This window comes from Arthrobacter sp. NA-172, from assembly GCF_043952055.1.
Classification (GTDB): domain Bacteria; phylum Actinomycetota; class Actinomycetes; order Actinomycetales; family Micrococcaceae; genus Arthrobacter.
In genome coordinates, this window is the sequence record NZ_JBINOT010000003.1 from 1,162,662 (window position 1) to 1,177,990 (window position 15,329).

21 protein-coding genes and 2 tRNA genes are annotated in these 15,329 nt (G+C 62.4%); 12 read left to right on the plus strand and 11 right to left on the minus strand.

What is annotated here, in order from left to right:
* Window positions 1-67: 67 nt before the first annotated feature.
* Both ACF0H6_RS19520 and ACF0H6_RS19525 read left to right on the plus strand, forming a co-directional pair.
* On the plus strand, window positions 68-598 hold the full coding sequence (locus ACF0H6_RS19520) for a LysE family translocator (RefSeq protein ID WP_395251100.1): 531 nt from the start codon (window positions 68-70) through the stop codon (window positions 596-598).
* Between the two features lie 172 nt (window positions 599-770).
* Window positions 771-843, plus strand: a tRNA-Asn gene (locus ACF0H6_RS19525).
* Between the two features lie 50 nt (window positions 844-893).
* Here ACF0H6_RS19525 and ACF0H6_RS19530 read toward each other — a convergent pair.
* The 3 genes from ACF0H6_RS19530 to ACF0H6_RS19540 are packed head-to-tail and all read right to left on the minus strand — an operon-like array spanning window position 894 to window position 2,814.
* Complete coding sequence (locus tag ACF0H6_RS19530) at window positions 894-1,301, minus strand: hypothetical protein (RefSeq protein ID WP_395251101.1); 408 nt, start codon at window positions 1,299-1,301, stop codon at window positions 894-896.
* A 60-nt stretch (window positions 1,302-1,361) separates the two neighbouring features.
* Window positions 1,362-1,541, minus strand: a complete 180-nt coding sequence (locus ACF0H6_RS19535; RefSeq protein WP_395251102.1) for a glycine zipper domain-containing protein — start codon at window positions 1,539-1,541, stop codon at window positions 1,362-1,364.
* Between the two features lie 43 nt (window positions 1,542-1,584).
* Window positions 1,585-2,814, minus strand: coding sequence for a multidrug effflux MFS transporter (locus tag ACF0H6_RS19540; RefSeq protein WP_395251367.1), 1,230 nt, complete (start codon window positions 2,812-2,814; stop codon window positions 1,585-1,587).
* 176 nt (window positions 2,815-2,990) lie between these two features.
* Here ACF0H6_RS19540 and ACF0H6_RS19545 point away from each other — a divergent pair, with 176 nt between their 5' ends.
* The 5 genes from ACF0H6_RS19545 to ACF0H6_RS19565 all read left to right on the plus strand — a co-directional run bounded on the left by ACF0H6_RS19545 (window position 2,991) and on the right by ACF0H6_RS19565 (window position 6,899).
* Complete coding sequence (locus ACF0H6_RS19545) at window positions 2,991-3,839, plus strand: phage holin family protein (protein WP_395251103.1); 849 nt, start codon at window positions 2,991-2,993, stop codon at window positions 3,837-3,839.
* 49 nt (window positions 3,840-3,888) lie between these two features.
* Window positions 3,889-4,512, plus strand: coding sequence for a CDP-alcohol phosphatidyltransferase family protein (locus ACF0H6_RS19550; RefSeq protein ID WP_395251104.1), 624 nt, complete (start codon window positions 3,889-3,891; stop codon window positions 4,510-4,512).
* Window positions 4,512-5,417, plus strand: coding sequence for a DMT family transporter (locus tag ACF0H6_RS19555; protein ID WP_395251105.1), 906 nt, complete (start codon window positions 4,512-4,514; stop codon window positions 5,415-5,417). The genes ACF0H6_RS19550 and ACF0H6_RS19555 overlap by 1 nt, the downstream gene beginning before the upstream one ends.
* 110 nt (window positions 5,418-5,527) lie before the next feature.
* Entirely contained in the window at window positions 5,528-6,727 is a 1,200-nt protein-coding gene (locus tag ACF0H6_RS19560) for a glycosyltransferase (protein ID WP_395251106.1), read from the plus strand.
* A 98-nt stretch (window positions 6,728-6,825) separates the two neighbouring features.
* A tRNA-Ile gene (locus ACF0H6_RS19565) sits at window positions 6,826-6,899 on the plus strand.
* Between the two features lie 217 nt (window positions 6,900-7,116).
* On the opposite strand, the gene ACF0H6_RS19570 is transcribed toward ACF0H6_RS19565, so the two are convergent.
* The 5 genes from ACF0H6_RS19570 to ACF0H6_RS19590 all read right to left on the minus strand — a co-directional run bounded on the left by ACF0H6_RS19570 (window position 7,117) and on the right by ACF0H6_RS19590 (window position 9,972).
* Window positions 7,117-7,692 carry a DUF3618 domain-containing protein gene (locus tag ACF0H6_RS19570; protein ID WP_395251107.1) on the minus strand — a complete coding sequence of 192 codons (576 nt, stop codon included), beginning with the start codon at window positions 7,690-7,692 and terminating at the stop codon, window positions 7,117-7,119.
* On the minus strand, window positions 7,689-8,114 hold the full coding sequence (locus ACF0H6_RS19575; protein ID WP_395248046.1) for a phage holin family protein: 426 nt from the start codon (window positions 8,112-8,114) through the stop codon (window positions 7,689-7,691). Before ACF0H6_RS19575 ends, ACF0H6_RS19570 begins: the two co-directional genes overlap by 4 nt.
* Entirely contained in the window at window positions 8,111-8,365 is a 255-nt protein-coding gene (locus tag ACF0H6_RS19580) for a hypothetical protein (RefSeq protein ID WP_395251108.1), read from the minus strand. The genes ACF0H6_RS19575 and ACF0H6_RS19580 overlap by 4 nt, the downstream gene beginning before the upstream one ends.
* 87 nt (window positions 8,366-8,452) lie before the next feature.
* Window positions 8,453-9,013 (minus strand): hypothetical protein, encoded by a 561-nt coding sequence (locus tag ACF0H6_RS19585; protein WP_395251109.1) that lies wholly within the window; start codon window positions 9,011-9,013, stop codon window positions 8,453-8,455.
* A gap of 203 nt (window positions 9,014-9,216) precedes the next feature.
* Window positions 9,217-9,972, minus strand: coding sequence for an HAD family hydrolase (locus ACF0H6_RS19590; RefSeq protein ID WP_395251110.1), 756 nt, complete (start codon window positions 9,970-9,972; stop codon window positions 9,217-9,219).
* Between the two features lie 236 nt (window positions 9,973-10,208).
* On the opposite strand from ACF0H6_RS19590, the gene ACF0H6_RS19595 reads away from it, so the two are divergent.
* Window positions 10,209-10,721, plus strand: a complete 513-nt coding sequence (locus ACF0H6_RS19595) for a hemerythrin domain-containing protein (protein WP_395251111.1) — start codon at window positions 10,209-10,211, stop codon at window positions 10,719-10,721.
* Window positions 10,722-10,770: 49 nt separating this feature from the next.
* Here ACF0H6_RS19595 and ACF0H6_RS19600 read toward each other — a convergent pair whose 3' ends face one another.
* Entirely contained in the window at window positions 10,771-11,046 is a 276-nt protein-coding gene (locus tag ACF0H6_RS19600; protein WP_395251112.1) for a hypothetical protein, read from the minus strand.
* Between the two features lie 178 nt (window positions 11,047-11,224).
* On the minus strand, window positions 11,225-11,647 hold the full coding sequence (locus ACF0H6_RS19605) for an Hsp20/alpha crystallin family protein (RefSeq protein ID WP_395251113.1): 423 nt from the start codon (window positions 11,645-11,647) through the stop codon (window positions 11,225-11,227).
* Between the two features lie 136 nt (window positions 11,648-11,783).
* Between ACF0H6_RS19605 and ACF0H6_RS19610 the strand changes: the two genes are divergently transcribed.
* On the plus strand, window positions 11,784-12,089 hold the full coding sequence (locus ACF0H6_RS19610; RefSeq protein WP_395251114.1) for a MerR family transcriptional regulator: 306 nt from the start codon (window positions 11,784-11,786) through the stop codon (window positions 12,087-12,089).
* Window positions 12,090-12,299: 210 nt separating this feature from the next.
* On the opposite strand, the gene ACF0H6_RS19615 is transcribed toward ACF0H6_RS19610, so the two are convergent.
* On the minus strand, window positions 12,300-13,037 hold the full coding sequence (locus tag ACF0H6_RS19615) for a hypothetical protein (RefSeq protein ID WP_395251115.1): 738 nt from the start codon (window positions 13,035-13,037) through the stop codon (window positions 12,300-12,302).
* 264 nt (window positions 13,038-13,301) lie between these two features.
* Here ACF0H6_RS19615 and ACF0H6_RS19620 point away from each other — a divergent pair, with 264 nt between their 5' ends.
* The 3 genes from ACF0H6_RS19620 to ACF0H6_RS19630 all read left to right on the plus strand — a co-directional run bounded on the left by ACF0H6_RS19620 (window position 13,302) and on the right by ACF0H6_RS19630 (window position 15,328).
* The gene (locus tag ACF0H6_RS19620; protein WP_395251116.1) at window positions 13,302-13,457 is read left to right on the plus strand and encodes a hypothetical protein; all 156 of its coding nucleotides are present in this window, start codon (window positions 13,302-13,304) and stop codon (window positions 13,455-13,457) included.
* A 97-nt stretch (window positions 13,458-13,554) separates the two neighbouring features.
* Entirely contained in the window at window positions 13,555-14,811 is a 1,257-nt protein-coding gene (locus ACF0H6_RS19625) for a phosphatidylserine decarboxylase family protein (protein WP_395251117.1), read from the plus strand.
* Between the two features lie 100 nt (window positions 14,812-14,911).
* On the plus strand, window positions 14,912-15,328 hold the full coding sequence (locus ACF0H6_RS19630) for a hypothetical protein (RefSeq protein WP_395251118.1): 417 nt from the start codon (window positions 14,912-14,914) through the stop codon (window positions 15,326-15,328).
* Window position 15,329: the final 1 nt, after the last annotated feature.

Consider the following 15,329-nt stretch of genomic DNA (forward strand, 5'->3'; position numbering starts at 1 on the left):
GAACAGGACGTATCTGCGGAGTCCGGTGGGGTTTGATGCGGGAGCAGTTCACCGGATAATCGTCCCTATGACTCTTGCTTCGCTCGCTGCCTTCGCAGGTTTGTGCCTCATCCTGTCGTTGACGCCTGGTCCGGACACGTTCCTTGTCCTGCGTATCGCGTTGAACCGACCCAGTGCCGGCATTGCGGCTGCGGCCGGCTCGGCGGTGGCTGCGATCGCATGGGCGGCGCTTGTCGGCGTCGGGCTGGCGGCCATTCTGGAGCAGTCCGCCGAAATCTTCCGCTGGCTGAAGATCGCGGGAGGGCTTTATCTGCTCTATCTTGGCATTTCGTCGTTCCTGAAAACCCGTAAAGGCGCAAAAGAGGGCGTGGCGGGCGGCGGCGATGGAGGGGCGCTCCGTTACAGCAGGCTTGCAGGGCTAGGGGCCGGGGCGCTGTCCACACTGCTCAACCCCAAAGTCGGCCTGTTCTACTTGGCGATCGTTCCGCAGTTCATCCCGCAGGGCGGCGACACCATGGGCACTGCGATGATCGCTGGGGTCGGTCGAAGCAGTCATAGCGTTTGCCTACCTAGCCGTCGTCGCCCTCATCGCCTATAAGGCGATGGGGTGGCTGCGCCGCCCCAAGGTGAACACCGGCGTCGAGCGGGTCAGCAGCGGCATCATTGCCGCCCTTGGTGCCGGCGTCGTCGCTTCCGGAGTGAGCAATTAACGGCGGTCGGGGCTGATTTCACTTGCGACAAAACCTTTGCTAAAGTCATAACCGCTTCATTCCTCCGTAGCTCAATTGGCAGAGCATTCGACTGTTAATCGAAGGGTTACTGGTTCAAGTCCAGTCGGAGGAGCGGGAAGGCCCCGTACCGGTTTTGATCGGTGCGGGGCCTGTTTTTTTGCTTCAAACGAAGTCCATCTCCACTTGCAGAAACCTGGCCGCCTCGGCCACGGCGTCCCGAAATGCCTCCTCCTCGGTGGGCGGCGTCCTCGGTTCGCGCGGGTGCCATTCATGGGCCGCGGAGTGGACCCGGGTGAATCCGCCGCCAGGGGGTGCATAGAAGATGCCGAAACGCTGGACAGGCCATTCGGGAGAGGTCTCAGGAGCCACAAGCAGGGCCGCGCCATTTGTCGGATTGAACCATTGCGCAATCGGACGGCGGCGGTCTTCCGTGAAGAGTCCAGCCGCGTAGAGGGCCGCAGATTGTGGGCTTGTTACGGTGCACAGACGGTCCCACCACAGCGGCAGGATGCCATCATCCTTGCGCTGCCATGGGGCTGGTATGGGCTGCAGTTCCTGCCAACGGGGCACATCTCAACTTTATCGCCGGGGCATGGGCAGCAACAGGCCTCGACTCAACGGACGGACTGCTTAGTCCCGCTTCCACGGCCCGGGGTTGATCCGGTAGAGCATTGCGGAGCCGACGACGGCGCCAAGCAGGGCCCCGAACAAGGGGTTTCCGGCTCCGCGGCCCAACATGAAGCCGACGACGGCGCCGAGCACCGCCCCGAGGAAGAGGCCCCGGCCGTTGCGGTGCGGTTTGCGAGTCATGGTTCGAGCCTACTTGCCCGCGGGAAATCGGGGGCCGGTTGCATCAGTGGATGGATGGCACGGAGCGTGGCCGGACGACGAGCCACAAAGCTGCCACGGCGCATGCGAGGCATACCGCCTGGACGGCGCCCATAGGCACAGCGGACCCGACGCCCAGCCAGCCAACCACCGGGGGAATGATGCCGGCCATCAGGAAGTTCGACGCGCCGAGCAGGGAGGCTGCGGTTCCGGCCTGCGCCCCATGGTTGGCCAGGGCGATCACTTGAACGCAAGGAAACATGAACCCGGTGGCAAGGATGTAGAACCAGAGGGGGACCATGACCCCCCACAGGCCGAAGTGCAAGAGATCGAATACCACGATCAACACGGCCATCAGCAGCATCCAGGCTGTGGCGAACGCCATGATCCATTGGGGCGGCACGCGCTTGATAACCCTGGCACTGATCTGGACCCCTGCAACGATTCCGAGGGAGTTGACGCCGAACAGCAGGCCATATTCCTGCGGGGAGAAGTCATAGACCTGTTGGAACAGGAAAGTCGACGCCGACAGGTATGCAAACAGTCCGCCGAAATTGAACCCGCCCACGAGCAACATCCCGACGAAGATCCGGTCCGCGAAAACGGCCCTGTAGCGCTGGCTCGCCGTCGACGTCGTTTGCCGCCGAAGTTCTGCAGGATACGTTTCCCGGATAAGGAATATCGCCGCGATGATCACCAGGATTCCGTAACTCGACAGGAAGTAGAAGATCCCGGGCCACGGCATCACCAAGAGCAGTTGCGAACCGATGATCGGGGCAAGAATAGGCGCAAGGCCATTAACCAGCGACATCCGGGAGAACATCCGCACCATCGCGTAGCCAGCGAAGAGGTCCCGGACCATCGCCATGGCCACCACGCCGCCACCGGCCGCACCAACCCCCATCAGAACGCGAAAGAGTGCAAGGGTGCTGATGTCAGTGGACAGTGCGGCGCCGAGCGAGGAGCCGATGTGCAGGGCAGTTGCCAGAATCAAGGGCATGCGACGACCGAATTTGTCGCTGAATGGCCCCACCACCAATTGCCCGAGCGAAAAGCCCACGGTTGTTCCGGTCAGTGTGAGTTGGATCGCAGCAGCTGACACGTCGAAATGGCGCTCCAAAGCAGGGAACGCCGGCAGATAGAGATCTACGGTAAAGGGACCCAAGGCGGTCAGTGCGCCAAGAAGCAGGATGTAAAGGAGTTTTTCGCGTCGGCTCAGGGAATCGCCCGGTACAGGGGGAGTGCTCACGATTATCAATCCTAAGTGTCACAGATCATATTTATCAGGGGATCTTAGGGCGCGCCGCGGAACGCCTCGGAAGTTGAGGCTGAAGCTGAATGGTAGTTTTGTGGACAGGTGCGCGTGGTCGGTTGCATTCGGCCCCGCACCAAACCGGGTAGGAGCAAGAAGGAAGCAGTGAGGCGGAACCGATGAGTGGACGTCACAGCGGCCGGGCCGGCCAACGCCCGGGCATTTCGGCATTGCCGAATACCCTCAAACTTGCGGCCAGGCTTGCGCCGCGGCAGATCAACGACGAAATCAGCATGGCCAGGCTCGAACTCAAGGGCAAGGGAAAGCACCTCGGGGTCGCGGGTGCCTTTGCCGGCGTCGTGCTGGTCTTTTTCTCTTTGCTTGTCATCGCCCTGGTCGTGGCTGCCATCATGGGCTTGGCTACGGTCATGCCTGCGTGGCTCGCTGCACTCATTGTTTCGGCGGCGTTCCTGGTGATCATCCTCATCGGAGCCTTGATCGCCTTCCGCGCGTTCAAGAGCGCCATGCCATTTGTGCCGGAGAAGACCATGCGCGGGATCAAATACGATCTCGGCATCATCAAAGCAGGGACGGCGTTCGACGCCAGCGTCCTGGACCCGTCGTCGGAGGCGTACAAGGTTGCAGAGGCAGCGAAGGCCGCCGCAGCCGAAAAGGCCAAGGCAGAGAAAGCCGCCAAGGCAGAAGCACACAAAGCCGAGCACCCCCCTGCGCCCGGCGAGGCCGAGCTGCTTCGCCGTCTGGAGCAGCGCCGCGAACACCTCGCCGACGTTCGCGATCAGCTCGGTGTAGAGCTGGACGCCAAGACCCAAGGAAAGGCCCTGCTGAACGCGGCCGGGCACAAACTCGACGACGGACGCCAGTTTGCTGCTGACAAGCTCGCCGATCTGAGTGAAAAGGTTCCGGCCGGGCTGCCGGAGCGGCTCGCCACTCGCTGGAAAGAGTTGTTGCTCTTTGCCGCGTCAGCCACGGTGGCTGCGGTGGGGCTACGGAAGCTGTTCAAGAAGTAACCGCGACGGCAAGCAAACACATCAGCCGCGGACTACGGAAAGGGGGCAGATGAAGTTCATCGGTGCAGGGGCCCGCCCGGGCCAGCCCCAGATCGATCACGATCTCATCGTCACGGTCCCCAATTTCCTCACCGTACTGCGTTTCATGGGCGTTCCGCTGTTCGTTTGGCTCGTGTTGTGGGAGCGGGAGTACGGCTTCGCTGTATTGGTCCTTGCCGTCATGGGCGGCACGGACTGGGTAGATGGTTATGTCGCGCGGCGCTTCAACCAGGCCACCAAGCTTGGCCGCATTATGGATCCCTTGGCGGACCGGCTGGCGCTGATCGCGGTCGCGGTCACCCTCGCCATCGCCGGGGTGGTCGACTGGTGGTACCTCGCCGCCCTGGTGGTGCCCGACGTCGTTCTCGCAACAGCCTCGCTGTTCTATTTCCATAGCCACCCTGACCTCCCCGTGAGCAGGATCGGCAAGATCCGCACGGCCTTCCTGCTGTTGGGGACGCCCCTTCTGGTTCTGTCCAAGCTCGCGATCCCCTTCACGGGTGTCTACTTCGTGATCGCCTGGATCTGCCTCGGGTTGGGCCTGATGGGCCATTGGGTCGCGGCCTACAACTACTTCTGGGCCATTCTTCGCAAAGGCAAAGAACTCAAAGCCAACGACGGCGGTCGTCACTGATGGTCTGGTTTGCAGTTCTCCTTGCGGTGCTTGGCGCCTTTTGCCTTGCCATTGGTGCACAGCGCCAGGGCAGCGCGGTCAAAGCCGATACCGGTGGCCTCGCCCTGAGTTCCCAGGGCTTCCTGAGGCTCCTCAGGAATCCGCGATGGATGTTTGGCCTGCTGCTGCTGGCCTTGGGCATGGGTATGAACGCCATCGCCCTTGTGTCGGCGCCATTGACGGTGGTCCAGCCGATCGGTGCCATTGCCTTGGTGATCACCACGGTGGTCAACGCCAAGGACCAAGGCCTAAACATCAATCGCGGCACGGTGGTGGCGATATCTGCTTGTGTGACCGGCTCGGCGTTGTTCGTCTTGCTGGCGGTCAACGTAACCCAGGAAAATCACCACGTCAGCGGTTCGGACGAAATAACCATCGTGCTCCTGCTGGCACTCGCTGTCGGGCTTTTCGGGACGTTGGCTGTCATGTTCCGGCATCGCTTGGGCGCCTTTGTGTACATCCTGGGTGCCGGGGTGTTGTTCGGCTTCGTCGCGGTCCTGACTCGCATCATCGGCAGGCACCTGCTGGATCCCAACGGGCACTTTCTGCTCAACGTGCAGTGGTACACCGTGGTGGCCATCGCCGCTGCCGGCGGGCTCGGTTCGTGGTTCGTGCAGAGTGCCTACTCCGGTGGGCCGCCGGATTTGGTGATCGCGGGTCTGACCGTGGTCGACCCCATCGTCGGGATCGCCATCGGGATCGCCATTTTGGGTGAGCTTCGCCCCGATGTCCACGCCGTGCTCGCAATCGGCATGGCTGTGGCCGCTTCCCTTGCTATCGTGGGGGTTATTGCCCTGAGCCGGCACCATCCTGAGGTCACCAAGCGAAAACGTGACGCGAAGGCGGCAGCAAGCCGGAAGGCCTAGGGCAAAGTTCGACAACCGTGCCCCGCACACCCGCGGCAGGCAACCGGCGAAGACACCGCAGGGCCAGGCGTTTTGCGATGTTCGCACCGTGACCATCAGGAGTTCTCCACGTGACCGTTCCCGAAACCAACAAACCCCTCACCATCCTGATTGCGGCGGAGACCTACCGCCCGCAGGTCAACGGTGCTGCTCAGTTCGGGTACCGGCTTGCCAAAGGAATGAAAGCGCGGGGGCACAACGTCCATGTGCTGGCCTGCCGGGCGGACAACGGCAAGAGCTTCACGGAGGCGTTCGCGGACGAAGGCACCGTGCACCGCCTGAAGTCCCACGGCGTCTTTACGCACGAGTACTTTCGCATTTGCTACCCGTGGGAAATCAAAAACGACATTCGACTGCTCTTCGACAAGGTGCAGCCCGACGTCGTTCACATCCAAAGCCATTACATGATCGGCGAACACGTTCTCTACGAGGCCAAGAAGCGCGGCATCCGGATCATAGCCACCAACCACTTCATGCCCGAAAACCTGAACCCGTTCCTGCCGTTCCCGCAGTGGTTCAAGGACATCATCGGGCGCGTCTCGTGGAAGGACATGGGCAAGGTCATGGGCCTGGCCGACGTCGTCACCACGCCCACGCCGCTTGCTGCGAAGGCCATGCACCAGCACGCTTTCCTTCGCAAGGTCCTGCCGCTGTCCAACGGAATTGACGCGGCCGCTTACGAACCGCTGCCCGGCGAAGAGATCGAGCGAAACGCGAACCCCACTGTCCTCTTCGTTGGCCGCCTTGCCGAAGAAAAGCACGTGAACGTGTTGATCGACGCGATCTCCAAGACGCCCGCCGAACTCAAGGTGCACTTGGAGATCGTGGGCGGCGGCGAGGTCAAGGCTGCGCTTGAGGCCCAAGCCAAACGGCTGGGCCTGGGGGAGCGGGTCAAGTTCCTGGGTCTGGCGAGCGACGCGGACCTGAGGAAGGCGTACATTCGCGCTGACCTGTTCTGCATGCCGGGAACTGCCGAACTGCAGTCGCTCGTGACACTTGAGGCGATGTCGGCGTCGACGCCGGTACTTCTCGCCAATGCGATGGCGCTCCCGCACCTCGTCCGCGAAGGCGAGAACGGACACCTGTTCACCCCCGGCGACAGCGATGAACTGGCAGCCCGGATCACCGAACTTTTGCGTTTGCCGTCAGACGAACTCGAAGCCATGGGCAAGGCAAGCCGCGCGATGGTGGAACCGCACAGCATTCAGGGCACCCTGCAGACATTTGAGGACCTCTATCGGGGTGCATCTTACGAAGACAAGGTGGTCTAGGAGCCTTCTGACTTACCGTTTGGCTTTGGCGGCCGAATTGTTTTGCTAGAGTGTTTTGGCCGGGCAGGACGCTGGAATCAGCGGCCTCCGGCCGACTCGGGGCTATAGCTCAGCTGGTTAGAGCGCGGGACTCATAATCCTAAGGTCCTCGGTTCAAGTCCGAGTAGCCCTACAAGAAAAGTGCCCCTGATCTGCGGAAACGCGGTGAAGGGGCACTTTCATTTTGGATTGCCGAAGGGCTATTTGGCCTGCAGTTCCGGCTAAGCCTGGACCACATGGCGCTGATTGTCGCCGTCTCTGGTACCACCCATGGGCAAAGCGGTCTGGAGGCGTGCTGTCCTTTGTGCCGTGTTGGCCGGGCAGCACGCCTCCGTGTGGGTCCGTGTGGATCAGGTGGGCTGGATCCTGTCCTTGGCTGCTGTGGTGCTGTCTGTTACGTCGGAGACGGCGGTCTGGGATTCTTCCTTGACGTTTCCGACTGCTTCAGTGGCGGCGGTCTTCACGTTGGCGAGCGCTTCCTGGGCCGGTTCCTGGAGATCCTGGGCGATGTCCTGGGCGGCCGCGGCGAGTTCGGTGGTCAAGGGTTCGGCGGCTTCCTTCAGGGCCGCGGCTGCTTCCTTTTCCTTCTCGCTGGCCGGGATCAGGGAGGCCACCAGGAGCCCGGCCCCGAAGGCTATGAGCCCGGCTGCCAGCGGGGTGCCTTGGGCTTTGCGGGCGAGGCGGTGGGGCGCGTCGCCGATCGCCTCACCGGCGTCGTCGATCGCTGACCGTGCGCCGTCCGCGAGGTCATCGGCGGTGCCCATGACGGTCTCCTTCATGCCGAACACGGCGTCTTTGACTTTCTCGGTTTGGCGTCGGACTACGTGGGAGGGCGTGACCTTGTCCGCCACTGCGTCAACGTTGGTGCCGAGGCGCCGGCGGGTTTCTTCGATCTCGGAACGGATATCGTCCGGATTTTCACTCATCGTTGCTCCTCGCGTGGTTTGAGTGTTTCTGGGATTTCCTGGATTGTTGCCGCCGTCTGGGGCAGGCCTTTGACGGTTTTGAGTTCCTTGCGGCCTCTGGATGCCAGGACAGCGGCCACGATCGCCCAGAGAACAGCCACGACGACGGCGGACCAGCCCAGGCCCATCAGCTCGCCCAGGGCGTACCACAGGGCGAGGGAGAGGAAGAGCAGGACGAAGTGCCCGGCAACGCCGGCTCCTGCCAGCATTCCGGCGCCCTTGCCTGCCTGCGCCGCGGACTGCCTCAGTTCAGCTTTGGCCAGCTCCACTTCCTGGCGCATCAGCACGGAAATGTCCCGCGTGACCTCGCCCAGAAGGTCTCCCAGCGATGTCGAGTCCGCTTTGGCGTGTGCGGGGGTCGGCGGGATGGGGCTCTCGGTCATCGCGACTCACCACGGGCGGGGTCCACGCCGGGCCAGCGCCCGGCGTCGGCTGCATCATTTCCTGGCAGGGGAGCAGCAGAACCGAGGCGATGCGAACGGTCACGGGTGAACGGATCCTCCGCTATCGCGCCCTCAGGCCAGGGATCGGCTTCGGGCTCGGTGACCGGTGCGGACTGAGGCAGGGTGCCGGGGTTCGGGTATCCGGCCGTCGTGGTGGTGGGGCCGGGGAGCTGGACCGGGGGTGGGGGCACCGTCATCCCTGGCCCGGGGACGAAAGTTTGAGCGTCGTGGCCGGGTTGGATCGGGGCATGCCCGGTGGCTGTTCCCTGGGGGAGCTGTCAGTGCCGGCGCTCAGTCCGCGGCTCAGGCGGCCGGCCAGGACCCCTGCTCCGGCGGCCAGGAGGAGAAACGTCCCGGGACGCTGCCGGGCGAAGGTCTTCACTTCCTCCAGCGAGGGAGCCCGGATCCCGGTCCTCCAGCCACGTCGCCACGGATGAGGACCGTTCGGCGGCTTGCCGCACCAGATCCGTTGCGACGCCGGGCTGCTCCGAAGCGGTGGCCATGGAATCCAGCTCTTCCGAGATGGATCGAAGGCCTGCGGCGACTTTTTGCTGCTGCTTGCCGGCCTGGTCCGTGAGGTCCAGCCTGGCTTGGTCCAGCAGATCCCTTGCGTTCGAACGCACTTCAGTCGCGACGTTCGCGACTTCGGATTTCGCGGTTTCGACGACGTTCTTCGCGGAGTCCCCGGCCTGCGCGGCCACGTTCCCTGCTTCGTCTTTGATCGTTTCCGCGGTCGGCATGCCGCTGTCCTGCTGTGGCGCGGGGGGAACGTGCGTGTCCGCTGGTTGCTCGGTGGCCGGCGGGGGCGTGTAGTTCCCGTCCCATTGGTTCCCTGTCATCTTCGCTCTCTTTCCAAGAAGGTCGGCTGCGGATCAAGAACCAGAAATACTGGCAGTTAAGATGGTAAGCATGCTTACCATGTAAGCGAAACCCCCTTCGCGAATGCTGTCGGAGAAGTCCGCGAAGTGCGCGGGGGAATCGTCTCCGGGTCGCCCCGCGGCGGGGCGTTTTGTACTCAAGGCAGGCGAACTTGCAGCGGCGACTATCCCGCGGCGTTGTCCGTTGGCGCGCTCTGGGCCGTACCGCTTCCGGGTTCCTCGCCATCGTTCCGGCGTGCAAGTTTTCCAATGGAGCTGGCGTCCAGTCGATGGAGGAGGGCTCTTGGTCCCGAGTAGACTTCGACGGCTCCTGCCTCGAAAAGTTCGGCCGCGCTGATTCCGCCGCATGTGAGGCCGATGGTTTCGATACCGAGCCGGGCCGCAGCCTTGACATCCCAGACAGAGTCACCGACAAATGTCACATCTGCTGCCTCTAAGTCCAGCTTTTCAAGTGCGGCCAGAAGAATGTCGGGGGAGGGCTTGCTCTCGGTGGCGTCGGCTGAACTCGTCGCACAGTCGATCCAGGGTTCGGCATCGAGAATGCTCCGGAGCACCCGAAGATCCCGCTCGTGTGCCGAGGAGGCCAATGCCACGGCCAATCCGGATTCCGCACACGCTTGCAGGAGGGTCCTTGCCGATTCGAAGGGCCGGATAGCCGGCCAAAAGGTCGAGAATATTGCGCCGTGAGCGTGCTCGACGGCGTCGCGGATATCACTATCGGATGCGGGGAGTAGCCGCTCGAGGAGCTTGTCTCCACCCATGCCAATATGACGGTGGATTGAGGCCATGGGCACTTCCAGTCCCTGTTGTCTGAAGGCCTGCCACCACGCCATTGTGTGGAAATAGGTGGAATCAACCAGGGTTCCGTCCACATCGAACAGGACTCCGGCGTCTTTAGCGCTTTTCGTTTGGTCCTTCATGAGTGGCAACCTTCCTTTGGCTGCTCCCGGCCTCGGCCTCGCTGCGATTCCGGGCAGCGCATCCGTGGGCAGATGGTCCGTGACCATCCGGCCCCTAGAGCGCAGCAGAATGTGGTAAGTATACTTACTGAAATGAACGCCCGACGTCATTCCATCGGGTCCATCCGAAGAATTCCGGCGGATCCCTGGCATTCAGCCAGGGATTGTCTGGTGAACCGCTCTGGAAGGAACAGGCAATGGACATAACCGATGTGATTCTCAACGATCATCACGAGCAGCGCCGTATGTTTGCGCTCCTGGACGAGATGCACGATGTATCGGCTTCTGACCTCGATGCGGTCTGGTCTCGGCTACGCATCCTCCTTGAGGTCCATGCGAGGGCTGAAGAGCTGTTGTTCTACCCGGAGTTGCTTTCGTTGGGCGAGGGAGCCGGCGGCAAGGACTCGCCGGAGGACGAAACGAGCGACGCGATTCATGATCACAACGAGATCCGGGACGCGATCACAGCCGTAGCCACCCACGAAACCGGCTCTGCGGAGTGGTGGCGCGCAGTGGCGCAGGTGAATGAAGTGAATGGTGACCACATGGCGGAGGAAGAACGCGAGGGACTGAGCGATTTTCGCCGCCATGCCAGCTTGGACCTCCGGCACGCGATCGGTTTGGCCTTCTGCGCCTTCGAAGCGCGCCATGCGGGAGGGATCACTGGCCACGACCTGGATCCGGAATCCTACGTCCGACGGCATCGATAGCACGGTCAAGCGCATCCCCGGGAACCTCCTGGCACTAGGGTGTCCGCGTTTAGTCGCTGCTGTTGAGGATGTAGTCCACCGCTGCCGGGCCTGTCATGGCCAGGCCTTGAAAGACGTTCTTCTTGCCCTTCGCGTTCTTTTCCGTGCGAAGGCCCGCGATCCGGAGGGCTGTACGGAAGGCATTGTCGGGGAGGGGGACTTTGCGGTTCAGGGAGCACCAGCTGACGTAGAGCCCGTAGAACACGTCGGCGTCGAGTCCTGAATCGTTCGTGTCATCGTTGATGACGCAGTCCTGGAGAAACTGGCTGATCTGTGGAGGGGACATGGTTTGCTCCGGGTCTTTGATTTTGTAGTCCGGTATTGTCTCCGGGCCCGGACTATGGCAGGAGTTTTCCGACTGGTCCGGGCACGGTTTCAGGGCTGGGTTCCGCAGATGAATTCCTTTGCGGGTGCGACGGCTTTTCGGAAGGCGTCGCACCCGGTACGGGAGGCTGCGCCGCCGGTCAGGCGTTGATCTCCTGGCGTTTTCTGGTGGTTTCGATTTCGATGCGGCGCGGTTTTGCTTTCTCCGCCACCGGGATGCGCAGGGTCAGGACGCCGGCGTCGTAGCTTGCCTTGACACCCTGAGTGTCCAGCGCGTCGCCGAGGATGAGCTGGCGGCTGAAGACGCCGCGGGGGCGTTCGGAGGCAATCATTTCCGTGCCCCGGCCGACGGGGTCCGGGCGTTCGGCTTTGACGGTCAGCACGTTGCGTTCGACGTCGATCTCCACCGAGTCGACGGCGACTCCGGGGAGGTCGAAGGCGACCACGAAGTCCTCGGCTTCCCGCCAGGCGTCCATCGGCATGGCCGCAGGCCGGGCCGTGGTGCCGAGTACCTGCTCGGCGAGCCGGTCGAATTCACGGAAGGGGTCCGTTCGCATCAGCATGGCGTGTCACTCCTCGCGGATTGCAGTTTTTCGGTTGCCAACCCAGCCGATCTATGGTGGCTGGTATATATTTTTTATAGCATCGCGAAATGGGTCGGGGCAAGCCCGATTTTGGGAGGATTTTTTGGAGTACCCGATGGGAGAGGCCGAGGACCGCGGGAGGGGTGTGTACGCGATTTCGGTCGCGGCCGAGCTGGTGGGGACGGGCCAGCAGAACCTTCGTCTCTATGAGCGCAAGGGCTTGCTGGAACCGGGCAGGACCGAAGGCGGGACCCGCCAGTACAGTGAGGACGACCTCGTGACATTGCGGCGGATCGGTCAGCTCCTGGACGTGGGCTTGAACCTCGCCGGCATCCGGATGGTCCTTGTCCTGGAGGCCGACAACCGGCGACTCGAGGCGGAACTCAGGTCCGCGAACGCTACGCGGGATACCGCCCGGTAGAGTGAACGGCGCCAAGGGGACCCGCGAGGAACGTTGGAAGGGACTCGTCGGTAGCAAGTGTCGAGTCGTCATTTCAGGCCATTAAAAAGGCAAACGCCCGGATGGAAAGGCTGGCAACTGTGAATGACCCCATACCGTTCCTAACCTCGTTTGAGCGATTGCGCAACGGACTCGTGTGCGCACTGGCCTGGCACCCGTCCCTGGGGAGATTCAGGTACCAGCCGGTGCGTCGTTGTCCTGGTTGTCGGTGCCACGTAGCGGGTGGTAGCTCAGTTGTGCCGGTCCGAGTAGTTCCGGACGCAGCGACTGCACGCGCGCATGGCAGCTTTGCAGCTTTGCCAGGTTGTTTGGCGTGGAGGGCAAGAGGAAACGGGCCTCGGCGCCGTGGGTGAGCTCCACGACGGCCCCGGGCGGAAGTTCCTCTGCGTAGATTTGCCCTAGCTCGGCCAAGAGGGCCCAGCCCGGCCTGTAGCCGGCATCCGCGGAGGGAAAGACGATCTCTCCCTGCAGATAATCGCAGGAAGGGCAAGCCTCGTTCATCACGGCGTGTTGGAGCATTGCCTGAAAGTGACCGGCCGTTGCCAGGCCGGTGACCGGGTCAACGCAGGAGAGGGGTGTGCAGGTTTCGTTGGCCTCGACCCAGCCGGCTGCAAGACTCTGCAATGATTCGCAGTCAACCGCGTAGCCAAGGCAGGAGAATAGGGCCTGGTAATCCGCGATGCTCTCGGCGATGCCGACTCCCTGCTGAGCCCTGGCCGCACCCAGCAGCGTCGCGGATTCATTCAACGGCATGCTGCAGGTAAGCGCGGCCACCACCAGTGCTGTCTCGGGAGCCTGCCAGTCCCCGGGAAACCGCCACCCGTCCAACGCGCTTTGTCGCCTCCACGCGGACAATATGGTCCATGCCGCACCCTCATCAGGGCCTTCGGAGCCTAGCCCAACCGTCATGCCCCTTGCTTGCCTTCCCGCGGTTAAGTTTTCAACATGGGTCGGTGATCCCAGAAACCTCGACACGCATATTCCACAGCCGACCCCGCGCAGCCCGGCTTGCCTTCGATAGCGCCTTCAGCTCGCCCTTGGTTCACACGTTTTCATAAGCATACTGTCTAATTGGCTACGGCATCGCACTGGAAACCCTGTTCCGCGCAGAGTAGATTGGGGCCAGCCGCCTACCTGGGGCTCTTCGAGAACGCAATTTGGGAGGTAATGGTAATGAGCGCGTTGCTGTGGATCCTGGCCGTTATCGCGATCGTTTTGTTCATCGTCGGCGGCACGGTGAAGGCTGTCGGCTTCCTGCTGTGGATCGCTCCGATCCTGCTTGTGGTCGCTGTGATCATGTTCTTCGTCAACCGTGGACGAAGCGTCTAACGCAAAAGATGAATGCTGCCGTCCTGACGAATCTGGCGGACAACCTGGTGTACCTATGTTGCCGATGCCGGTTTTGGGGCCGAGTAGGCTCGGCACTATGACTATCAACGCTTCGTCCGACCGTATCCGACGACCGGGCGGCTGGCTGCCCGAGCGACAAGACGACCTAGAAGATTGGATTGCCGGTCACCGGGAAAGGGTGGAGGCCCGGGGCGAGGATGTTCCTCTGCATCCCGTGATCGTGGAGTTCAAGGAACTGATTGCCAGCGATCCCGTTGTCCGCCTCTATATGACGGAGATGATCGAGCAGGTCCCTAAATCGAAGCCCTATCGCAAACGGCACCTCACGAGCGTTGACCAGATGCTCCGGCTGATCAACGAGGTTCTGACGACTGCCCCGGAGTTCAGCGAAGGGGGGATGGTTACCACCCCGTTGACGGCGATCCTCGATTGGACCATGGGAACTGAGGCCGGGTTCGCGGCCCATCGCGATCCTCGGATCGTCGCTATGTTCCGCAAGATACTCAATGCGTGGTGCGAGTTCCTGAGCAGCGAGGACTCGCTGTATGTGCTGAACGACTCGCCGTCCGGCTGGATGTCGGAGAAAGCGCGGCAAGTTGTCGGGATGGACGACTATGAACATGATCCCCTCGCCGAGCATTGGGGCTTCACGTCGTGGAATGATTTCTTCACCCGCCGGCTCACCTCGACCTCCAGACCCGTCGCTGCACCCGAAGACGACAAGGTCATCGTCAGCGCCTGCGAGTCGACCCCATACAAAATAAGTTCCGACGTCCAACGCCAGAGCCGGTTCTGGGTCAAGAACCAGCCCTACTCACTCGAGGATCTGCTCGCCCGGGACGAGTCGGTGGATCACTTTGTCGGCGGAACGGTGTACCAGGCGTTCCTAAGCGCGCTGAACTATCACCGGTGGCACGCTCCCGTCGCCGGAACCATCGTGCGGGCGTATCTCAAGGACGGTACATACTTCTCCGAGGCAGACTCCGAGGGGGCCGACGCCGTCGAGGCGACCCTCTCGCAGTCCTATCTGGCCCACGTCGCGGCACGCGCGATCATCCTGATCCAGGCCGACGACCCAGTCATCGGTCTCATGGCGGTGGTTCCCGTGGGCATGGTCGAGGTTTCGTCCTGCGTCATCGATCCGGAGATCGTCCCGGGCCACCATGTGAACAAGGGCGACGAACTGGGGTACTTCCAGTTCGGCGGCTCGACGGAGTGCCTCGTCTTCCGGCCCGGTGTTATCGACCAGTTCGCTCTCACCGCCATCCCCCAACCGCAGGATCCGAGCGCACCTCTCGTGCGGGTGCGGTCGAAGCTTGCTACCGCCAGGTAGGGGGAGAACGCATGATTTCAACGGTTCCCGGCGATGGAGAGGATAATCCGGACAATCGGCAACACCGGCCGCCCTCCGTCAGCGGATCAGAAGGAGCACCATGACCAAACGCAGCGAACCTTCCAAAGGCAAAGACCACCCCGAGCCGACCGCGAAGTGGCTGGACGAGCCACAACAACACGACTACCCGGCCGCCGCCTCCTACCTCTCCCTCATCGCCGGACCCAAAGCCGTGAGCCGGGCGATCAAGGCCCTGGAGCAGGCGGACACTGTGTCTTTCAAGGCCAAGGACATTCTGCGTGCAGCCGGACTGCCGCTGCTGCCTGCGGATGACCCGGACGTTGCCAAGGAATTGGGCCGGGTCAGGGCCGGTAAGGCACTCTCGCCGTGCCTGATCATCCGAGGCAGCAAGAAAGCCGGGACGACTGCTCGGATTGCAGACGGCTACCATCGGGTCTGCGCGTCCTATCATCTGAGCGAAGACACGGTCGTTTCCGCGCGTATCGCCGGATTCTAGG